At 46.4% G+C, this 22,523-nt stretch carries 13 protein-coding genes; 3 read left to right on the top strand and 10 right to left on the bottom strand.

What is annotated here, in order from left to right; all coding sequences use genetic code 11:
* Position 1: 1 nt before the first annotated feature.
* From AC5O63_RS15645 to AC5O63_RS15635, 3 genes are all read left to right on the top strand, one after another.
* Positions 2-1,912, top strand: coding sequence for a beta-N-acetylhexosaminidase (locus AC5O63_RS15645; protein WP_494505539.1), 1,911 nt, complete (start codon positions 2-4; stop codon positions 1,910-1,912).
* An 87-nt stretch (positions 1,913-1,999) separates the two neighbouring features.
* Entirely contained in the window at positions 2,000-4,405 is a 2,406-nt protein-coding gene (locus AC5O63_RS15640; protein ID WP_494505538.1) for a glycoside hydrolase family 94 protein, read from the top strand.
* 52 nt (positions 4,406-4,457) lie between these two features.
* A complete protein-coding gene (locus tag AC5O63_RS15635; protein ID WP_004742638.1) occupies positions 4,458-5,870 on the top strand; it encodes a phosphoglucomutase/phosphomannomutase family protein in 1,413 nt (470 codons plus the stop codon).
* Positions 5,871-5,937: 67 nt separating this feature from the next.
* Here AC5O63_RS15635 and AC5O63_RS15630 read toward each other — a convergent pair whose 3' ends face one another.
* From AC5O63_RS15630 to hrpB, 10 genes are all read right to left on the bottom strand, one after another.
* The gene (locus AC5O63_RS15630) at positions 5,938-6,969 is read right to left on the bottom strand and encodes an ABC transporter ATP-binding protein (protein ID WP_494505537.1); all 1,032 of its coding nucleotides are present in this window, start codon (positions 6,967-6,969) and stop codon (positions 5,938-5,940) included.
* Entirely contained in the window at positions 6,969-8,594 is a 1,626-nt protein-coding gene (locus tag AC5O63_RS15625; protein WP_494505536.1) for an ABC transporter permease, read from the bottom strand. Before AC5O63_RS15625 ends, AC5O63_RS15630 begins: the two co-directional genes overlap by 1 nt.
* A gap of 174 nt (positions 8,595-8,768) precedes the next feature.
* On the bottom strand, positions 8,769-9,785 hold the full coding sequence (locus AC5O63_RS15620) for a Fe(3+) ABC transporter substrate-binding protein (RefSeq protein ID WP_171324655.1): 1,017 nt from the start codon (positions 9,783-9,785) through the stop codon (positions 8,769-8,771).
* A 160-nt stretch (positions 9,786-9,945) separates the two neighbouring features.
* Entirely contained in the window at positions 9,946-11,175 is a 1,230-nt protein-coding gene (locus tag AC5O63_RS15615; RefSeq protein ID WP_069667567.1) for an ammonium transporter, read from the bottom strand.
* A 26-nt stretch (positions 11,176-11,201) separates the two neighbouring features.
* Positions 11,202-11,540, bottom strand: a complete 339-nt coding sequence (glnK, locus tag AC5O63_RS15610; protein ID WP_004742633.1) for a P-II family nitrogen regulator — start codon at positions 11,538-11,540, stop codon at positions 11,202-11,204.
* Between the two features lie 188 nt (positions 11,541-11,728).
* A complete protein-coding gene (locus AC5O63_RS15605) occupies positions 11,729-12,100 on the bottom strand; it encodes a YacL family protein (RefSeq protein WP_494505535.1) in 372 nt (123 codons plus the stop codon).
* 308 nt (positions 12,101-12,408) lie between these two features.
* Complete coding sequence (acnB, locus tag AC5O63_RS15600) at positions 12,409-14,997, bottom strand: bifunctional aconitate hydratase 2/2-methylisocitrate dehydratase (protein ID WP_494505534.1); 2,589 nt, start codon at positions 14,995-14,997, stop codon at positions 12,409-12,411.
* A gap of 297 nt (positions 14,998-15,294) precedes the next feature.
* Positions 15,295-17,586, bottom strand: coding sequence for a patatin-like phospholipase family protein (locus tag AC5O63_RS15595; RefSeq protein WP_494505586.1), 2,292 nt, complete (start codon positions 17,584-17,586; stop codon positions 15,295-15,297).
* Positions 17,587-17,669: 83 nt separating this feature from the next.
* Positions 17,670-20,033 carry a penicillin-binding protein 1B gene (gene mrcB, locus AC5O63_RS15590; RefSeq protein WP_494505533.1) on the bottom strand — a complete coding sequence of 788 codons (2,364 nt, stop codon included), beginning with the start codon at positions 20,031-20,033 and terminating at the stop codon, positions 17,670-17,672.
* Complete coding sequence (gene hrpB, locus AC5O63_RS15585) at positions 20,030-22,483, bottom strand: ATP-dependent helicase HrpB (protein ID WP_494505532.1); 2,454 nt, start codon at positions 22,481-22,483, stop codon at positions 20,030-20,032. Before hrpB ends, mrcB begins: the two co-directional genes overlap by 4 nt.
* Between the last annotated feature and the right edge of the window lie 40 nt (positions 22,484-22,523).

Genomic DNA, 22,523 nt, shown 5'->3' with positions numbered 1-22,523 from the left:
TATGAGCTTTCGCGTCGAACTTGCTGTCCTATCCGAACAAAAGCAGTTTTGCCGTTTTGGTTTAACTTTACACAACCTCACCGATCAATCGCTCGATAACTGGCAACTGCAGTTCATCATTGATCGCTTTATCTTGCCTGATAGCTTCACTCATGGAGAAATCAAACAAGTTGGTAGTTTCTGCACCGTCAAACCTGATATCGAAATTCTTGAGGCCAATCAGCACTACTACTGCGAGTTTAGTATCAATACTGCTCCGTTTCGTTTCTACACCGACGGGCTAAAAGACGCAGTCATTATTGCTAATGGTGGTCAGGAAAAGCATCAGGTCGTCTTGACGCCTATCGCCCTTGCCTCGCCCTATCGTGAACGCGCCGAGCTGCCTAGTGTTGATACGCCTGAAATTGCGCTGATTCCTAAGCCAAATAAGGTCGAACTATTTGATGGTAAATTTCAACTGACTCGCTCTAGTCAAATTACATTACAAGCTAATCTAGCCGAAAAGGCCGCAACATGGCTGCAGCTAGAGCTAGAAAGGTTGTTTGATTTTAAAGCTCAAACCATAGGTCATAGCGAGATTGTTTATCGCAATAATCCGACTCTTGATGAAGGTGAGTACCAACTTACGGTAAGTGGTGCGGGCGTTCGACTTGAAGCAGGCTCTCGCTCTGGTTTTGTTCATGCCAGCGCAACCCTGTTGCAATTAATTGAGCAAGATGACGACCACAACTTATCTCTTCCGTGTATTAAGGTCGTTGATGCACCACGCTTTAAGTATCGCGGCATGATGTTGGATTGTGCTCGCCACTTCCACTCAGTTGAGATGGTGAAGCGTTTAATCAATCAACTCGCCCATTACAAATTTAATACCTTCCACTGGCACCTAACCGATGACGAAGGATGGCGTCTGGAAATCAAAGCTCTACCAGAATTAACCAAGACTGGCGGCTACCGCGGAGTTGGGACGGCGCTTGAACCTCAGTACAGTCACCTAGCTGACATCTATGGCGGTTATTACAGCCAAGAAGAAGTCAAAGAAGTGATTGCTTACGCGGACGAACGCGGGATCAACATAATTCCAGAGATCGATATCCCAGGCCATTGCCGTGCGGCGATTAAATCTTTACCAGAGCTATTACAAGATCCGAATGATCGTTCTCAGTATCGCAGTATTCAGCACTACAACGACAATGTGCTCTCGCCAGCCCTTGCAGGCACTTACGAGTTCCTCGACAAGGTTTTGCAAGAAGTCGCTGAACTGTTCCCATCCCCTTGGGTTCATATTGGTGCCGATGAAGTGCCTGACGGCGTGTGGCTAGAAAGCCCTGCCTGCCAAAAACTGATGCAAGAGAAGGGTTATCAGAGCGCTAAAGAGCTCCAAGGTCATCTTCTCGGCTATGCGGAGAAAAAGCTTCGTTCACTGGGTAAACGCATGGTGGGTTGGGAAGAGGCTCAACACGGCAATAAGGTCAGCAAAGATACGGTTATTTACTCTTGGCTCAGTGAAGAGGCTGCTCTTAACTGCGCTAAACAAGGCTTTGATGTCATTTTACAGCCGGGTCAATCGACTTATTTAGATATGACCCAAGACTACAGCCCAGAGGAACCTGGGGTCGATTGGGCAGCGGTTATCCCTCTCGAAAATGCTTATCGCTATGAGCCATTAGCCCAAGTTCCTGATAACGATCCAATAAGAAAACGCATTTTGGGTATTCAGTGCGCACTATGGAGTGAAATCGTCACACAGCAAAATCGCATGGATTACATGGTTTTCCCAAGACTCACTGCCATGGCGGAAGCTTGTTGGACAGAGAAGTCCGAACGGGATTGGGAAGACTATTTAGCACGGTTAAAAGGCCATTTACCTTTACTCGACAGACAAGACATTAACTACCGTCAACCGTGGAAATAACACTGGAGCGAATGGTGAGCATTCGCGGTTTTCACTAGCTTAAATTTTTGGCTGCCAAAGTGGCAGCTTGGTAAAAAGGAAATCAACATGAAATACGGCTATTTCGATAACGACAATCGTGAATACGTCATCACTCGACCAGACGTACCTGCGCCATGGACTAACTACTTAGGCACAGAGAAGTTCTGTACTGTCATCTCGCACAACGCAGGGGGTTACTCATTCTACAACTCCCCTGAATATAACCGTGTTACCAAATTCCGCCCTAACGCAACTTTCGATCGCCCGGGTCACTATGTATACCTCCGCGATGATCAAACTGGTGATTACTGGTCAATCTCATGGCAGCCAGTCGCGAAAAGCTTAGATGAAGCAAGTTATGAAGTGCGCCACGGCTTGTCATATTCAAAGTTCAAGTGTGATTACAACGGCATCGAAGCGACAAAAACGCTCTTTGTACCAAAAGGCGAAGATGCGGAAGTTTGGGATGTTGTGATTAAAAATACTTCTGATAAACCGCGTACTATCAGTGCCTTCTCATTTGTTGAGTTCTCGTTCAGCCACATTCAATCTGATAACCAGAACCACCAAATGTCACTTTACTCAGCAGGAACTGAGTACAAAGATGGCGTGATTGAGTATGACTTGTACTACAACACCAACGACTTTGAAGGTTTCTACTACCTAGCCTCTACGTTCGACCCTGACTCATACGACGGTCAACGTGATAGCTTCCTAGGCCTATACCGCGACGAAGCAAATCCAATTGCCGTTGAACAAGGTAAATGTACTAACAGCGCGCAAACTTGTTACAACCACTGTGGTTCGCTACACAAGCAGTTCACCATCCAACCTGGCGAAGAAGTACGCTTTGCTTACATTCTAGGTATCGGTAAAGGTAATGGCGAACGTCTACGTGAAAAGTATCAAGACCTCGCGAATGTCGATGCTGCGTTTGCAGGCATTAAAGCCCACTGGGACGAGCGCTGTGCTAAGTTCCAAGTCAAATCGCCGAACGAAGGCTTAGATACTATGATCAACGCTTGGACTCTATACCAAGCTGAAACCTGTGTGGTTTGGTCTCGCTTTGCTTCTTTCATTGAAGTCGGCGGACGTACTGGTCTGGGCTACCGAGATACTGCTCAAGACGCGATTTCAGTCCCACATTCAAATGCGGCAATGACACGTAAACGTCTTGTTGATCTTCTTCGTGGTCAAGTTAAGGCTGGTTACGGTCTACACCTATTTGATCCTGATTGGTTCGATCCTGACAAAGCAGATGTTGAGCCTTCAAAATCTCCAACCGTAGTTCCGACACCATCTGATGAAGATAAGATCCACGGCATTGAAGACACTTGTTCAGATGATCATCTATGGCTAGTTCCTACCATCTGTAAGTACGTGATGGAAACTGGAGAGCATAGTTTCTTCGAGGAAGTCATTCCTTACGCTGACGGCGGAGACGCAACAGTTTACGAGCATATGAAAGCCGCACTCGATTTCTCGGCGGAATATGTCGGTCAAACCGGTATCTGTAAAGGTTTGCGTGCTGACTGGAATGACTGTCTAAACCTAGGCGGCGGTGAATCCTCGATGGTTTCATTCCTCCACTTCTGGGCTCTGCAAGAGTTTATTGACCTAGCGAAATACTTAGGTCGCGATGCAGATGTAGAGAAATACACCGAAATGGCGGCCAATGTTCGTGAAGCGTGTGAAACGCACCTTTGGGATGATGAAGGTGGCTGGTACATCCGCGGCTTAACCAAAAATGGCGATAAGATTGGTACTGCACAACAGACCGAAGGCCGTATCCACTTAGAGTCTAACACTCTTGCCGTTCTATCGGGTGCTGTATCACAAGAGCGCGGTGAAAAAGCGATGGATGCCGTAGATGAGAATCTATTCTCAGAATATGGTCTACACCTTAACGCCCCTTCATTTGCAACACCTAACGATGATATCGGCTTTGTCACCCGTGTATACCAGGGCGTAAAAGAAAACGGCGCTATCTTCTCACATCCAAACCCGTGGGCGTGGGTAGCTGAAGCGAAACTTGGTCGTGGTGACCGCGCAATGAAATTCTACGATGCGCTTAACCCATACAACCAAAATGACATCATAGAAAAGCGTATTGCTGAACCTTACTCATACGTGCAGTTCATTATGGGTCGTGACCACCAAGATCATGGTCGCGCTAACCACCCATGGTTGACGGGTACTTCGGGCTGGGCTTACTTCGCGGTAACCAATTTCATCTTAGGTGTACGCACCGGTTTTGATGGTTTAACCATAGATCCATGTATTCCAACTGACTGGCCTGGCTTTGAAGTCACTCGTCAGTGGTTAGGTGCGACCTACAACATCAAGGTTGAAAACCCAAGCTCAGTAAGCAAAGGGGTCAAGTCAATCACGGTTAACGGACAAGCAGTGACAGGCGCTGTTCCAGTTCAAGCGGAAGGCAGTATCAACGACGTTGTGGTTGTTCTTGGTTAACGCCAGCAGTGAGCCTCTTTCGAGAGGCTCTTTTACTTAAAGGATTATCGCTATGATTAAATTTGGAACAGGTGGCTGGCGCGCATTCATTGGCGAAGAGTTTACTAAAGACAATGTTCGCTTAGTGGCTCAAGCTCTGGCCAACATCATCAATCAAGAACAAGTGGCTGAAAAAGGGTTCGTAATTGGTTACGACCGCCGTTTTTTATCAGATAAAGCAGGCCGCTGGTTTACAGAGGTTTTAGCTGCAAACGGCATTACCGTCAGCTTCATCGACAAGTTCGTACCAACGCCAATTGTGATGTTTAAGGCCAAAGAAATGGGCTGTGCCTACTCTGCCTGCATCACCGCTTCACATAACCCAGCTGACTACAATGGCATTAAGGTCTTTATTCAAGGCGGGCGTGACGCTGATGAAATCATCACTGAAAAGATCGAAACACAAATTAGCCAGCTAAGCGCTGAGCAGGTTAAGTCGGTTGATTTCGACCAAGCGGTTGAAGACAAACTGATCGATGTCATCAACCCAATGAACGAGTTTGTCGATTCGATCATTAACTTCATCGACATTGAATCAATTAAGAAAGCCAACTTGCGTGTTTTGATCGACCCTATGTTTGGTGTAGCAAAAAACGCGCTGCAAACGGTACTGATTAACGGCCGTTGTGATGTCGATGTGATCAATGATGGTAAGAACCCAGATTTTGGTGGTTTGATGCCTTCACCGAGTGCCGCAACCTTGTATAGGCTAAAACACCTTGTGGCCGCCGAAGGGTACGACATTGGTATCGGAACCGATGGTGATGCTGACCGTTTAGGCATCATCGATGAAAAAGGCCACTTTATTCATCCTAACGAAGTGCTGATCCTGCTCTACTACTACCTACTAGAGTACAAAGGCTGGAAAGGTTCCGTGGTTCGTAATATTGCCACTACGCATATTCTCGATAAGATCGCCGCTGATCATGGTGAGAAATCATTTGAAGTACCTGTAGGCTTTAAACATATCAGTTCACAAATGGAAGCCGATGATTCGCTGATTGGCGGTGAAAGTTCTGGTGGCCTTACCATCCGTGGACACATCAAGGGTAAAGACGGCGTTTTCGCCTCTAGCCTATTGGTTGAAATGATCTCTGTGACTGGCAAGAAACTGTCAGAGCTACTGGATGAGATATATGGCAAGTATGGCTATGCCTATACCGCTGAGGGAGACTGTACGTTTAAACCAGCCCAAAAAGAGGTGCTCTACAATCGTATTTACGTTGAAAAACAATTGCCTGATTTTGAGTTTGAGATAGATAAGGTGAGCTATGAAGATGGCGCTAAGGTCTACTTCAAGAATGGTGGTTGGGTAATTGCGCGCTTCTCCGGTACTGAACCACTACTGCGTATCTTTGCAGAAATGGCAGACAAAGAGACCGCCGAACAGGTCGTACAGCAAGTCAAAGCGTTCTTACAACTCTAATTAACTGAATTCACTTCCCTATAGGTGGATACAATTAGCCCGGCGACTAAGCCGGGCACTTTTTTGGCTAGAAAGCGAGTACACCTTGGGTCTCAACCTTAACCGACACCTGCTGACCTATGGTCAGAGGCTCTGCTGAGCTTGCTAATAATCGACTGCCACTAGCATCAATCACATATCGGCAGTGATCTCCCATAAACTGTTGTTCTAGCACAGTGACTGTACTCTCTTCAGCCGCGCTAATCTGCACATGTTGAGGTCTAAGCAGGAGCTCACAATGATCGCCAATTTGAATATGTTGCTGCGCAGTCGCTTCAACCAAGCCTAATTCAGTTTCAAACTCAGACTCAGAAGAACGTTTAGCGGTAAGGTAACTACCTCCACCCAAAAAGTCTGCTACAAACTTGCTTGATGGTTGATAGTAGAGCTCACTTGCGGTGCCATACTGCTCTATCACGCCATGGTTCATCACTGCCATCTTGTCAGCAAAGGCGAACGCTTCTTCACGGCTGTGAGTAACAAAAATCGCCGTCACCCCTTGCTTCTTAAAGATCTTGCGGATCTGAGCAATAAGCTCATGACGCACTTGAGTATCAATGTTTGAGAACGGCTCATCGAGCAGTAAGAGGTCTGGCTTATACGCCAAAGAACGTGCTATTGCGACGCGCTGTTGTTGACCACCAGAGAGTTGGTGAGGATAGCGCTCACCATAACCATCCAAGTGGACCAAGGCTAGCATCTCTTCAACTTTAGCTTTTTGCTCACTAAGCGATAGTTTACGTAGACCAAAAGCAACATTCTCAGCCACCGTTAGGTGAGGGAACAGTGCGTAATCTTGAAAAATCATACCGATGTTACGCTGCTCTGGCGGGAGCCAATTCGCTCCATCATCAATAGTCATACAGTTCAAGCTCATAGTGCCCGAGCTTAAAGGCAGCAAACCAGCAATCGCTTTGAGCAGAGTTGTTTTACCGCACCCACTCGCCCCTAGCAGACAAACAATTTCACCTTGCTCAACTTCTAGCGACAGTGACTCAAGCACTGTCGTTTGCTCATCGTATTTACACGTTAAGTCTTTAATTGATAATGCACAGCTCATTAGTGGGAATGCTCCAGTGAACGGTTAACAATAACTAAAGGCACTAAACCGACCAAGACCAATAGAACGGCGGGCATTGCCGCTAGTTCTAGATGCTCGTCAGAGGCAAAGTTATAAACATAGGTGGCCAAAGTTTCAAAGTTGAAAGGACGCAGCAGCAAGGCTGCATTAAGCTCTTTCATTGACTCGATAAACACTAATAGTCCCGCGATTAAAGCCCCTCTGCGTACCAGTGGTAAGTGGATTCGCCAAAGCATGGTATTGGCGCTGCACCCCATGGTTCTTGATGCCATGTCCAGTGAAGGAGAGACTTTACTTAAACTGCTTTCAATACTGCCGATAGCAACGGCTGAGAAACGCACCACCATGGCAAAGATCAACGCAAACATGGAACCAGAAAAAATTAGCCCAGGTCTGCCCCAGTCCATAAACTTAGCAATATCATTGACTAAGTGGTCCATGAATAGCACCGGAACCATCACGCCAATAGCAAGCACCGTTCCTGGCACCGCGTACCCCATTGAGGATAAGCGCATAAATGCGAGGCTCTTACGCCCAGGGTTAACACGTTGGCAGAAGTTAACAATCAGTGCGACCACAACACCAATCACCGCAGCAGTAAGCGAAACATACAAGCTATTGAGCGCATACTCGCGAAATTCCGCCGTCCAGCTTTGAGTGAAGTATTTGTACGCATAGATAATTAATTGGCCTAGCGGGAAGATAAAGGCAACACAAACAAGCCCCCAGCACCAAGATAAGGCTAGCCATTTTTTCCAACCGACTAACTGATAACGGAAGTCTTCTCGGCTACTAAACTGATTTTGAAACAGTTTTTGTTTACGGCGACTATAGCGTTCTGAGCTAAGTAATAGAATCACGACAACCAACATTATCGCTGAGATTTTCGCTGCGGCAGTTAAGCTTGAGTAACCAAGCCAAGTGTCATAGACCGCTGTGGTTAAGGTATTAACTGCGAAATAGCTGACCGTACCAAAATCACCAATGGTTTCCATTGCCACCAGCGAAAGTCCGACGGCAATAGACGGTCTGACTAAAGGTAAAGAAATACGGCGAAAGCTCTCCCACGGCGAGCATTTCAGAAGTCGCGCCGATTGGAGCAGAGAAACGTTCTGCTCCATAAATGCTGCGCGGCATAGCAGGTATACGTAAGGATAAAGCACTAAGGCGAGAACAATAATCGCGCCAGTTAAAGTTCGAATATCTGGAAACCAATAATCGCCTGGTCCCCACCCGGTCAAATCACGCAGTAATATTTGCACAGGCCCTGCAAAGTCGAACCAATCAGTAAATATATAACCAACGATATAACCAGGCATCGCAAGAGGAAGCACCAGCGCCCATTGCAAAACGCGTTCACCAGGGATACGGCACATCGCCATTATCCATGCGGAAGGGATGCCAAAAAGAAGAGACAGCGCCATAGTACCGGCGACTAAAACCACGGTATTAAATGCGTAAGTCGGCATTACCGTTGACATCAAATGAGTAAATAGCTCATTGGTTTCGCCAACAGCAGTCATGAATATCGCTAAGATCGGCAAAACCAGTAGCAAAGCGAGCACTCCGCTACTGGTTTTCCATAAATAATTTTTTTCTTTCATCGCCTACTTACAACCAGGATTTATGAAATATAAATGCGTTTGCAAATACCTCTCATATCCCTTTAATAGTTTAGGGTATTTATACCCTTATAAACAAACAACCTCAAGTAACCCTACAAAAAGAGCGACTTGAGGCTGTGCTTATTTAATGAGTCTATGACTCACCAAAAACTATTATAGGTCGAATTTAACTTCGTCTAGTAGTTTGATCGCAGCTTCATGGTGGCTTGCGATATCATCTAGAGAAATTGTATCTGGCTTGAAATCACCCCAAGACGCAACCAGTTCAGAACGCTTAACGCCATCTTTTACTGGGTATTCGTAGTTCACTTCTGCGTACATGCTTTGCGCTTTATCACCTGCTAGGAACTCCATAAGCTTCACTGCATTCTCTTTGTTTGGAGAGTGCTTAGCCATCGCCATACCAGAGATGTTTACGTGAGTACCTGTTGACTTCTGGTTAGGGAAGTTGATGTAAACCGCATCAGCCCAAGCTTTTTGCTCTGCATCGTTAACCATCTTGCCTAGGTAGTAGCTGTTACCAAGAGAAACGTCACATAGACCTTCTTTGATTGCTTTAACTTGAGCACGGTCGTTACCTTGTGGCTTACGTGCTAGGTTAGCTTTAACGCCTTCTAACCACTCTTTCGTTGCTGCTTCGCCTTCGTGAGCAATCATTGCAGATACCAGAGATACGTTGTAAGGGTGCTTACCGCTACGAGTACAGATTTTGCCTTTGAATTCAGGCTTAGCTAGATCAGCGTAAGTGAAGTCTTCACCTAGACGACCAACACGGTCACGTGAAGAGTAAACGCTACGAGTGCGAGTTGTTAGAGCAAACCACTCGTTGTCAGTATCTTGGTACTGAGCTGGAATATTTTTCTCTAGAACTTCGCTTTCAACAGCTTGAACTAGGTTCTTCTTAGTCAGTTCAGATAGACGGCTAATATCTACAGTTAGAATCACGTCTGCTGGGCTGTATTCGCCTTCCTGAGCTAGCTTCTCTGCTAGACCTTTCTTAGCAAACTTAACGTTTACTTTAATACCTGTCTCTTTAGTGAACTCGTTGAACATTGGCTCAACTAGGAAAGGTTGACGGTAAGAGTATACGTTCACTTCTTCTGCAGCGATTGCCGCTGTAGGTGCGATTGTCGCGCAAGCTAATGCAGAAAGAGTCAGCAGTTTTTTCATTGGTTCAGTCCTTTAACTTCGTAATGATAACGTTTATCAGTTGCGTTATTATATTCATCATAGTTTAGAAAACAATGACAGGAAACAAAAAAACCTGCTCTAGAGAGCAGGTTTTTGATACTTTTATTTGTAACTATATGTAACGTCACATCTAGTGTAATTACTTCACTGTTACGAATTCTGGATAAGCACCTACGCCACAGTCATGCATGTCCATACCTTCCATCTCTTCGTCTTCAGAAACTCGGATGCCAACTGTCGCTTTAAGCACGGCCCATACCACTAGACTTGCACCAAATACCCAAGCAAAGATTACTGCGGCACCTAGTAGCTGTGCACCAAATGTTGCATCACCATTGCTTAGCGGCACAACCATCAGGCCAAAGAAACCACATACACCGTGCACTGAGATAGCACCTACAGGATCATCAATCTTAAGCTTATCAAGGCCGATGATGCTAAACACCACTAGCGCACCAGATACTGCACCAATTGCTACTGCGTAAAGTGGTGAAGGTGATAGAGGGTCTGCTGTGATAGCAACAAGACCTGCTAATGCACCGTTAAGAATCATAGTAAGGTCAGCCTTACCCCAAGTTGTTTTACAAACAAGTAGCGCTGCAATGGCACCCGCTGCTGCTGCTGCATTAGTGTTAAGGAAGATTTGACCTACTGCGGTTGCATTCTCAAAGTCAGAAACCATTAGCTGAGAACCACCGTTGAAGCCGAACCAACCGAACCATAGGATAAAGGTACCAAGCGTTGCTAAAGGCATGTTTGAACCTGGAATTGGGTAGATTTCACCGTTCTTACCGTATTTTCCTTTACGCGCACCTAGAAGTAGAACACCGGCTAGAGCGGCGGCTGCACCAGCCATATGAACGATGCCTGAGCCAGCAAAGTCACTAAAGCCCGCTTCGGATAGGAAACCACCGCCCCAAGTCCAGTAACCTTCCATTGGGTAGATAAACGCTGTCAGTACCGCTGAGAAAATTAGGAAAGACCATAACTTCATACGTTCAGCAACGGCACCTGACACAACTGACATAGCTGTTGCGACAAACACGACCTGGAAGAAGAAGTCTGACTCTAGCGAGTGGTCAGCACCCTCGCCTTGTGTACCAATCAGTGCACCAAATGATGGTAACCAACCGCCTTCACCATTATCAACATACATGATGTTGTAACCAACGATCAGATACATAGTACAAGCGATTGCGTATAGACAGATGTTTTTGGTTAGAATTTCAGTCGTGTTCTTTGAGCGAACCAAACCCGCTTCTAACATGGCAAAACCTGCTGCCATCCACATTACCAACGCACCCGAAATGAGGAAGAAAAAGGTGTCTAGTGCGTAACGTAACTCTGTTACTGTAGTTGTTAATTCCATCTTATTGTCTCCAGTCCTTTGAATTCTTAAAGCGCTTCAGCGTCCATTTCACCGGTACGAATACGCACCGCTTGGCTGAGGTCATAAACGAAAATTTTTCCGTCACCGATTTTTCCTGTGTGGGCTGCTTTTGACACCGCCTCAATCACTCGGTCGACGTTTTCTGCCTGAGTCGCTATTTCAAGTTTCACCTTAGGCAGGAAGTCGACTTGGTACTCTGCACCACGGTATAGCTCGGTGTGACCTTTCTGACGGCCAAAACCCTTAACCTCTGATACTGTCATCCCTTCAATACCAACATCGGCTAGGGCCTCACGAACATCGTCTAATTTGAACGGTTTGATAATCGCATTTATAAGTTTCATCGCATCCTCTCTGAAGCTGTCATCCTTTTGCTTATTAGTAATCCAAGGTGCGTGCCAACTTGTTAAGTCATTGATTTAAATAAAAACAACCCCTAAACAGAACTCCACAAACAAAAAGGGCGCACCAATACGGTGCGCCCTATTCACAAATTTAAAGCAAGCCTAAGATGGCTCACCACAAAAGTGCATTACTTAGTCGTAAGGAAGGTTTTCCATTGTTCAATAAGATCTTCAAAGTCTTCCAGTCCGCAGTTCGCTGTACTTTCACTGTCATAAAAATCAAACTCGCTCTCTGCGTCCATCTCTTGACCATGAGCAAGCACATTCTCTTGAACCGTGACTTCATCACCTTGAATCATCAAGGAAATTTCAGTGCCTTCTATACTATGCTCTTGTTGAGGATTAGATCGTGCTTCGCGAATTAGATCATCAACGCGATCAATTTTCTGCCAATCTTTGCCAATTTCTTCCTGCAGCCAGCGTGCAACAATTTCGTGCCCCATACTGGACTTCACATAGTATTCGCCCATTAAAGTGTTTCTAATAAACTCGAATTCCATAGGGCGCCTCTTGTGGTTCTGCCTAACGTAATGGGCGGGAGTATACAGGGTCGAGGGTCGGGAAGCGAGATGCGGGATGCGGGATGCGGGATGCGGGATGCGGGGAGATTTTATCCCCTCGGTGAACAGATGCTGTAAACCGCTTTTAATAAATCACTAGTCCCATCTCCCGAAGGGCGAAGCCCGTTCGCGTTTTCCAAAAGCGAAGCGCTCCCGCTCTCCATAGGACGAAGTCCGTTCCCATTGTACAAAAAAAGCGCCCACCTTTCGGTGGGCGCTTAATCAACTATTCAGTGTTCCAGAGCTACTTATGCAGGCTCTTGAAAGATAACCTCATCCGCCTTCTTGGTGTAATCTTCCATCTTATGGAAGTTCAAGTAGCGGTAGGTATCTGCTGCTGTTGCATCGATCTGCTTAGCGTACTCTAAGTACTCTTCCTTAGTTGGAATCTTACCTAGAATTGCACCTACAGCCGCTAGCTCTGCTGAAGATAGGTATACGTTCGCACCTGTACCTAAACGGTTAGGGAAGTTACGTGTTGAAGTAGACATGACTGTCGCTTTATCTGCCACACGTGCTTGGTTACCCATACATAGCGAACAGCCCGGAGTTTCGATACGAACACCCGCACGGCCGTAAATACCGTAGTATCCTTCTTCGGTTAGCTGATCACGATCCATCTTCGTTGGTGGCGCAACCCATAGTCGAGTATCTAACTGACCACCAAATTGCTCTAGCAGTTTACCTGCCGCACGGAAGTGACCAATGTTAGTCATACATGAACCGATGAACACTTCGTCAATGTTAGTGCCCTGAACGTCAGATAGAAGACGAGCATCATCTGGGTCATTTGGTGCACATAGAATCGGTTGATCGATATCAGCCAAGTCGATTTCAATCACATGAGCGTACTCTGCGTCAGTATCTGCTTCCATCAACTCAGGGTTCGCTAACCACTCTTCCATCGCGGTAATACGACGCTCGATAGTACGGCGGTCACCGTAACCTTCCGAGATCATCCACTTAAGCATGGTGATGTTTGAGTTTAGGTACTCTTCGATTGACTCTTGAGACAGTTTCACGGTACAGCCAGCTGCAGAACGCTCTGCTGATGCATCTGATAGCTCAAACGCCTGCTCAACCGTTAGGTGCTCAACACCTTCAATTTCAAGTACGCGGCCAGAGAATTCGTTGATCTTACCCGCTTTCTCAACCGTCAATAGACCTTGCTGAATTGCGTAGTAAGGAATCGCATGAACTAAATCACGTAGCGTGATACCCGGCTGCATTTCACCTTTAAAGCGAACCAAGATTGACTCAGGCATATCAAGTGGCATAACACCTGTTGCAGCTGCGAACGCGACAAGACCAGAACCTGCTGGGAATGAAATACCTAATGGGAAACGAGTATGCGAGTCACCACCTGTACCTACCGTATCAGGAAGAAGCATACGGTTTAGCCATGAGTGGATTACACCATCACCCGGACGCAGTGACACACCGCCACGGTTCATGATGAAGTCAGGTAGCGTATGGTGAGTGTTTACGTCTACTGGTTTTGGATAGGCAGATGTGTGACAGAATGACTGCATCACTAGGTCAGCCGAGAAGCCAAGACACGCAAGGTCTTTTAGCTCATCACGCGTCATTGGACCCGTTGTATCCTGAGAGCCTACTGTTGTCATCTTAGGTTCGCAGTATTGACCAGCGCGAACACCTTCAACGCCACATGCTTTACCGACCATCTTCTGAGCTAGTGTGTAACCCTTATCTGACGCAGACGGATCAATTGGTTTAGCAAACAGATCCGTTTCTTCTAGACCAAGAGAAGTACGAGCACGGCTTGTTAGGCCACGACCGATGATCAATGGAATACGTCCACCAGCGCGTACTTCATCAAGCAGTACCTTGCTCAGTTCGAAGTTCGAGATCTCTGCGCCGTCTTTACGTACCACACCTTCATATGGGTAGATATCAATTACATCACCCATGTTCATGTCTTGAACGTTTAGCTCGATTGGTAGTGCACCTGAGTCTTCCATCGTGTTGTAGAAGATTGGCGCAATCTTGCCACCTAAACAGATACCGCCAGTACGCTTGTTTGGAACAAATGGGATATCTTCACCCATGAACCAAAGCACTGAGTTAGTCGCTGACTTACGTGAAGAACCCGTACCAACAACGTCACCCACATACGCAAGTGGAATGCCATCTTTTTGTAGCTCTTCGATTTGTTTGATAGGACCAACGCTTCCTGGCTCGTCTGGGTTGATACCATCGCGTTCCATTTTCAGCATCGCTTTGGCGTGAACTGGAATATCAGGACGAGACCAAGCATCTGGCGCTGGAGATAAGTCATCGGTGTTTGTCTCACCAGTAACTTTAAATACTTTAACAGTGATTTTTTCAGCTACTTTTTCTTTCGAGGTAAACCACTCAGCGTCAGCCCATGACTGAAGAACTTGCTGTGCGTATGTGTTACCTGCTTTTGCTTTCTCTTCTACATCGTAGAAAGCGTCAAACATCAGTAGCGTGTGTGAAAGTGCTTTAACAGCAATTGACGCGAGTGCGTCATCATCTAACAAATCAACCAATGGAGCGATGTTGTAACCGCCCTGCATGGTACCAAGCAGTTCTGCTGCTTTTTCACGGCTGACTAGCGGCGAGTCCACTTCACCTTTAGTCACAGCCGTTAGGAAACCTGCTTTAACGTAAGCAGCTTCATCAACACCTGGTGGGATACGATTCTCTAGTAGGTCAAGAATAAATGCTTCTTCACCTTGAGGTGGGGTTTTAAGAAGTTCAACTAGGCCGGCAACTTGCTCAGCATCTAGTGGTTTAGGAACAACTCCTTCAGCAGCACGCTCTTCGACGTGTTTACGGTAGGCTTCAAGCACGACTTTTTCCTCTCATTGCGGTTCCTCCCTCTTATGCTATTTATTCAAAGAATAAGGGAGTGAACATCCTTGGAAACTTGGCTCTCCTTGCCATATTTTTCATTCAATGCTGACTGAGAAACAGTGCCGAGAGGCCAAACTGTGGGCGGTAGAATAGCAAATTTAACGTTAAATTAAAATCTCATCATTTTGACCAACATAGCAACTTAAGACTAAAGTTCTATGATTTTGCATGTCAATTCAGCCAATATCCCACTCATTAAGAACGGGATATTGTGGTGGCCAATGAAGTTCAAGTTACTTAAATGTGGTGCCAATAATTAGATAAACCGAATCAAAGTTCTGCTCAGTACGGCCATAACCAAACATTATTGGTCCTATCGGAGAGTCCACCCCCGCGAACACTGAGCCAGCGGTATACAAAGGCGCATCATCAATACCAAGATCAGGGTCCGACCAAACACCACCATGCTCTAATGAAGCACCAACATAGAATGGCGAAGTGAACAATCCAAAGTCATTGTCAAACCAACGATAACGATAAACGAGGCTGCCAAATACTTTATTCTGTCCAATCAAACTGTTACGTGGAATGCCCGATAAATTTAGAAAACCACCGATTTCTTTAGGATCAATCGGGACAGATGAGTTTTTATTGTTTACAAAACCAAGGTCAATATTTGCGACCAAAGTATGGCGAGAAAATGTATGCGCAGCGATCACTTTTGCCCCAAACTCATAAGCGGTATCTTCCTCGTAGACTCTCTCTGTCTCAATCGTTCCGCCAACGCTTTCATCATGTGAAATCAAGTAATCGAGGTTAAGATAGAGTCCTTTGCGCGGTAAGCTGTAGTTATCTAAAGTATCTATTCGATAATTCGCAAAGACACCTAAGCGTTTAAAGTCTAAATCCAAATAAGACGGTAGGGTCGACAACTCTCCTTCACCATCAACATATCTTGCACCAACTTTAAAGCGTCGCCATAGCGTGTCTTGATAGCCAAGCGCCCACTCTGCAACCCACTCGTTGTAGGTTAAAGGGAAATAGTTTTTGGTAGCATCGAGCGTTGTGTCTTCGAAACCTGAATCCGGCACATTGCGCTTTTCGCTGTTAAAGGTAATACCAAAGGTTGTAAAGGCTTTCTGGCTTGAGAAAAATGGCGTATACAGTTCAGCCTCAAATAACTTATCAGTACCAATTTCAAAATTGGTTCTTAGCTCTGCACCATAATCATTGAGGTCGGTAAAGTTACTCGAAACACCCAACGAGTACTGGCTGTCGGTGCTAAAGTCATCTTCTAAAAAGAAGCGAAAATTAACGTAGTTAGGGCCCCATGATTTCTCATTAACATCAACAATTAGCGTATCTTGACCATCGACGACATCATAACGGTACTTAATAAGCTCAAAACGATCTAAAGCATACAGGTCTTGAACGCTTTGCTCGACCTCAGACAAGCTGTACTTATTGCCTGATTCTAAATTTAACCGTTGTTCAAGCAGCTCATCGGCATAGTGAGTATTGTTGTTAATCACAACGTTCTGGACGGTAATTTCGTCTCCGTATCGCAGCTTACGACGCACCTCTTCTTTATGGTCAACGTACTTTTGATATTGCGCTGATGAGAGACTGTATCGCTTTAGTAACTCTTTGCTCTCCATAGTTACCTGATAGCCTTTATTGAATGCTTCAGGCATTTTCGCAAATTCAGTCGTTTCCATCCCACCCACTTCAGGGCGCAAGTATAGGTCTTTCTCGGTGAGTAGTTCAGCTTGCTGATTGGTCGTGTTACGGACTAGGTAATTGGAGAGCTGATCGGCAACGGTAAACAGTGTGGTAAAGTCTTCTTTATCTTTGTACTCAGTACTGATATCAACCGCAATAACAATATCCGCACCTAAATCACGTGCAATGTCGACTGGCATGTTATTGGTGACGCCACCGTCGACAAGTAAGCGACCTTCAAGCTCATACGGCGGTAATGCACCCGGCACTGACATACTCGCCATCATGGCATCAACCAAGTAGCCATGATCAATAACCACAGGTTCGAGCTCAATGATATCTGTCGCCACAGAGCGATAAGGTATGGCGAGTTCATCGAACGACTCAAAAGGGGGTAAGTTGCCAGCGGTTTCACGCAGTAACTTCAACATCCCCTGCCCCTGAACGATGCCACGCTTACCATGTATTTCGCCCCAGCTTAAGCCAAGATCGGTGGTGAGTTGGTATCTGTCTTCGTACTCTTTGTCTTGAACTTTGCGTTGACTGCGATCAACCCGATCGCGGTAACCACTATTCCAGTCAACCGTATCAATAAAGGACTCAATTTCATCGGCACTCATACCTGTGGCGTATAAGCCACCAACATATGAGCCCATACTCGTACCAGTGATGATGTCGACAGGAACTCTTAGCTCTTCCAGTGCTTTTAATACGCCGATATGCGCGGCACCTTTAGCGCCACCACCTGCTAAAACAAGGGCGACTTTCGGTCTGACTTCTTGTTCCGTTTCAGGCTGAGCGACCGCACTAAACGCAACACTTCCGATGACACATGCTACGAAGCCAACGAGTTTTCTCACAATTCGAGTTCCTTTCTGGGGCTTATATTGTGTTTATACTGTCAGACGTTATCGCCGTAAAGTATTAATATTCAACACAATGATTACTACCAACTAAATAATTCTTTTATCCATTGTTTGGGTTGATTCTCGCACTGTTTTTTCAGACTACCGCCAACATCCCACACAGGTAATTTAAACTGATTAGAACAATCTAGATCTAAACTACCCCGCGCCGTTTTCGCAAAACCTAAAGTGCTGACACCTTGCGGCCAAGGCAGGGTTAATTTCTCTGGAATTCGATGCTTTAGATACTCAGCGTAGACTCTCAATGCGCCACTAGAGCCTGTCAGCTTAGTCGGCTTATTGTCATCTCGACCTAACCAGATGGTTGTCACCTCGCGCCCATCAACGCCAACAAACCAGCTGTCACGCGTATCGTTACTGGTGCCTGTTTTACCAGCTAGTGCAGCCCAGCCAAATTGGCTATTAAGGTAGCGACCAGTCCCTTCAAGTACTCCACGCTTCATCGCATAAGTGGTTAGCCATGCTGCTTGCTGATCAACGGTTTGTGACACTCTTGGCAGTGACTGATACAAAACATTACCGTCTAAATCGATGACTGAACGGAGCGCGGACAACCTAGCCTGCTTACCTGAGTTGGTCAGGGTTTGATACATCTGCGCCACTTGGAACGGAGTCAGTGTGAATGAGCCAAGGAACATCGACGGTACAGGGCGAATTTCATTTTTATCCACGCCTAACTTTTCTAAGGTTTTAACTACACTAGGTATGCCTACTTGCATCCCTAGTTCAACGGTTGGCACATTTAATGACTTGGCTAAAGCAATATATAGGGGAACATCACCACGGAATTTACGATCATAATTACGCGGCGACCAAACGTTACCTTTACTGCCCTTTAAACTGATTGGCTTATCATGCAAAGTCGTCGCGAGGTTGTATTTCTCCGGCTGCTCAAGCGCTGTTAAGTAAACTGCAGGCTTAGCCAGAGAGCCAATTTGACGACTGGCATTTAGCGCGCGGTTAAAACCGTCATAGCCCGTGCGTTTACCACCAACCATAGCGCGAATTTCTCCGCTATGGCGATCAACGGCGACAGCGGCACCTTCTAATGACTTACCCGCAACGCTAGCAAGTTGCGGGATTTTCTTCGCAATAGCCTTCTCGAGCTCATGTTGAGAGACAGGATCTAGTGAGGTAAATACTTTCAAGCCAACATCTGACTGGAAAGCTTCGCCCACTTTCTCTCTCAGCTCAATTTTCAGCTGTTGGAAGTACGCAGGCTGACGACTTGCTATCTGTGGATTATCTTGAATATCCAACGGTCGACTGGCGGCCATATCATACTCATTCGCAGTTAGCGTACCTTGCTGCATCATCAATCGTAGTACTAAATCACGTCGCTTTTTGGCCCGCTCTGGGAACCGAATTGGATTGTAGTATGAAGGACCTTTCACCATGCCAACTAACAAAGCCAACTGATCGATACGTAACTCTTGAATAGGCTGACCGAAATAAAGCCGAGCCGCTAAGCCAAAACCATGAATTGCCTGGCCGCGGCTTTGCCCTAGATACACTTCATTAAGATACGCCTCTAAGATCCGATCTTTGCTGTAGCGGTGATCAAGAATCAGAGCGATATAAGCTTCGCGGATCTTACGCCACAAAGTTCGATCGCTTGATAAAAATAGGTTTTTCGCTAGCTGCTGAGTAAGGGTACTTCCCCCTTGAACCGTTCGCCCTGCCTTAACATTCACTACCAGTGCACGAGCTATCGCTAATGGTGACACGCCATCGTGATGATAAAAATCACGATCTTCAGTAGCCAGTAAGGCATCGATCATCACTTCTGGAAACTGCACACGTTTAACAAATAACCTTTGCTCATCATGGTTTTTCTCAAGCATTCCCAACATTTTTGGCTCAATACGCAGATAACCGAGATCACCTTTGGTCTCTAACGATTGAATCCGCTCAAGATTATTTTTCGAGAAGTGGAGCATCACGCGACGATCTGGTTCAGGGCCGTCGCTAAACTCAAACGGGCGGCGTATTAGCTCGATCTTAGTTGACGACGAAGAATACTCACCGGGATAGCGAGGCTGGCGCACCTTACGATAATTAAGTACATCCAACTCATTACGCACTTCTTGGATGGTTATTGAATCCCCCGGCGCTAGGTTAAGAATACGTGCGTAAACCACTGTAGGTAGGTCGAAAAGCTGCCCTTCAAAGCGCTGTTTCACCAATGTATCAAGATAGATGCCGACCACCAGCAACACAGCAATACCGGCTAAAGCGAGCTTCCAGCTCAAGCTCCAGATAGCTTTTAACCAAGAACGCTGTGGCTTCTTGTTCGGGCTCCGTTTAGGGGATTTGGTCGCGCGTTTTCGCACTGGCTTATTGGTTGTTTTTTTAGTGCCTGCCGACGTTGTTTTCTTGGTCATGAGTTTAGCTGTCTTTTGGTTTTCGTTGTCGCCACATGGTTAGCTGGATCGTCCGGCCAAACGTGCTTAGGGTAGCGCCCTTTCATCTCTTTCTGCACTTCTTTGTATGCACCACGCCAAAAGCTCGCTAGATCTCGTGTTACTTGCAGCGGTCTTTGCGCAGGAGAAAGTAGCTCTAGTACCAAACGCTTCCTACCCTGAGCAATTTCAGGCGAAGCCTTTTCACCAAACACTTCCTGCATCCGTACCGACAAAACTGGATCCTGCCCTTGCTGATAGCGAATTTTCTTGTTGCTGCCCGTTGGCACTTGGTAATGCGTTGGCAGCCACTTGTCTATCTCTTGATTTAGTGGCCAGCCTAGATAAGCCAGTAGCGCCGCGCTTAAATCCACCTTTGCCAATGCCTTTACCGAACCTACCCCATTTAGGTAAGGCTCTAACCAATCAGACAAGTGATTCAATAGCCCTGCTTCATCTAACTGGGGCCACTCTTGTTCTGGCAACCATTCCTGTCCGCAGCGCATACGCTCTAAAAGCTCAACGCTTTGCGGTGTCCAATTTAATACTGAAAGCCCTTTACGTTGAACGAAGTTAAGTAAAGCTTGCGTCATTTTTTCGCGTGGCGGTTCAGGAAGCGTTTTTCTCCCAATAACTAAGCGTCCGAGTTTTGTCTGACATTCAGCAATCAGACGACCTTTTTGCTCACCCCAATCAACCAACTCTATCGATGTAAAAAGCTCTGGTGAACGCTGCTGCAGCGACGCAAGATCAAGTTCCAAGGCAGAAAATATTTGTGAGGATTCCGATTGACCGCGCAACAAGTCAATCACGACAATATAATCGCAAGCAGCGAGTCTTTGACTGTCTTCTAGCTGCGCACCATGCCCATTGGCAAGTAAGAAACGTCCTAGCTGATTACTACGAGCCTGAGCAATTCGATCAGGGAAAGCGAGCGCCAACAAACAGGCAACGGATGACTCGTCGATGTTAGTCAGTGAGAAATCGCTACCGATGCGCTTGGCAATGGTTCGTGCGCGTTCAGTCACCAATTTTTGTTTGCTGTGTTTACCGAGCTTTAAGCGGTGCACGCTGTGCATAAAATCCAATGTATTGCGTTCAGGGTCCTCCAGAAGAGCGATAATTGCCGCAGCGGTTTGGCTTGAGTGATTTGCTTTGGCAAGCATAGTGCAAGCTCTAGGCTCTAATCCCAACTTCGCGGCCAGTTTACCAGCTTCAGTTAACTGACCTTTGCTGTCTAACAGTCCAAGCTGCACAAGCAAGGCTCTGGCTTGGTTTATCGCACTCTCAGGCGGTACATCTAGCCAGCTTAAATCAGCAGGCGTTTGTGCTCCCCATTGAGCAAGCTCCAATACAAGATTCGACAAATCTGAATGCAGTATTTCCGGTGAAGGCACGTATGGCTGCTGATTGAGCTGTCCTTCGGAGTATAAGCGCACACAGATACCCGGCCCTAAACGCCCTGCACGCCCCGACCTTTGCTCTGCAGATGATTGAGCAATTCGAGTTTGTTCTAAGCGAGTGACACCACTTTTCAGATCAAATTTCGCTACGCGCTCATAACCTGAGTCAACAACCAGTCTAATCCCTTCAATGGTCAGTGAGGTTTCTGCAATATTGGTGGCCAATACAACTTTTCTCTCGCCATTTTTAGCCGGCTGGATTGCGGCTTGCTGCTGCGCAAAGTCTAGCTGCCCATAGAGGGGACAAATCTGAACATCACTCGCGAGATGCTGCAACCGCTCTTCAACACGTTTGATGGCCGCCACTCCCGGCAAAAAAGCCAATAAAGAACCGGATTCGTTGTCTATCAGCGAAGTGATCTGCTTCGCCATCTGATCTTCTAAGCGTTCATTTGGCTTAGCGGGGACATATCGATGCTCGACTGGGAAGCTTCGACCTTGAGATTCAATGTATTCAGCCTCAAGCAACAAACGAGATAGAGCGAGTTGATCTAATGTCGCTGACATCACCACTAATTTAAGATCATCGCGCAGCGCTTCTTGGATCTCCAAACAAAACGCGAGCGCGGTATCAGCATGAATACTGCGTTCGTGAAATTCATCAAAGATCACCAGATCGACGCCCGTCAATTCCGGATCGGATTGAATCATGCGAGTCAGAATACCTTCGGTCACCACTTCCAACTGGGTCTGTGGACTGGTTTTGTTTTCTCCACGAACACGATAACCCACTCGCTGCCCAACCTGCTCACCTAACTGCTCGGCGAGGTAACGGGCAATGTTACGCGCGGCGAGTCGCCTCGGCTCCAGCATAATAATCTTGCCTTTAACCACATTGTGCTTAATCAATTGCAGTGGAAAATGGGTTGATTTACCCGCGCCTGGGGCTGCTTTAAGAATGAGCTGTGAATTGTTGCGCACACCAGAGATGAGTTCTGGCATCACGCCCTGAATAGGCAATTGTGACAAAGGAGAAACCTTGTGGTGTAATGTTGGCAACTATTGTACA

It is taken from the genome of Vibrio sp. SCP2, assembly GCF_059295395.1.
Note: the sequence above shows the minus strand (reverse complement) of the source record. Positions and strands in the feature narration are given on the sequence as shown.

Bases quoted from the DNA above. Each gene is read 5' to 3' on its own strand.
- AC5O63_RS15630 (WP_494505537.1), bottom strand. From the start codon at position 6,969: ATGAGCTGTGCATTATCAATTAAAGACTTAACGTGTAAATACGATGAG.
- AC5O63_RS15620 (WP_171324655.1), bottom strand. From the start codon at position 9,785: ATGAAAAAACTGCTGACTCTTTCTGCATTAGCTTGCGCGACAATCGCA.
- AC5O63_RS15605 (WP_494505535.1), bottom strand. From the start codon at position 12,100: ATGGAATTCGAGTTTATTAGAAACACTTTAATGGGCGAATACTATGTG.
- AC5O63_RS15640 (WP_494505538.1), top strand. From the start codon at position 2,000: ATGAAATACGGCTATTTCGATAACGACAATCGTGAATACGTCATCACT.
- AC5O63_RS15645 (WP_494505539.1), top strand. From the start codon at position 2: ATGAGCTTTCGCGTCGAACTTGCTGTCCTATCCGAACAAAAGCAGTTT.
- AC5O63_RS15635 (WP_004742638.1), top strand. From the start codon at position 4,458: ATGATTAAATTTGGAACAGGTGGCTGGCGCGCATTCATTGGCGAAGAG.
- glnK (WP_004742633.1), bottom strand. From the start codon at position 11,540: ATGAAACTTATAAATGCGATTATCAAACCGTTCAAATTAGACGATGTT.
- mrcB (WP_494505533.1), bottom strand. From the start codon at position 20,033: ATGACCAAGAAAACAACGTCGGCAGGCACTAAAAAAACAACCAATAAG.
- AC5O63_RS15615 (WP_069667567.1), bottom strand. From the start codon at position 11,175: ATGGAATTAACAACTACAGTAACAGAGTTACGTTACGCACTAGACACC.
- AC5O63_RS15625 (WP_494505536.1), bottom strand. From the start codon at position 8,594: ATGAAAGAAAAAAATTATTTATGGAAAACCAGTAGCGGAGTGCTCGCT.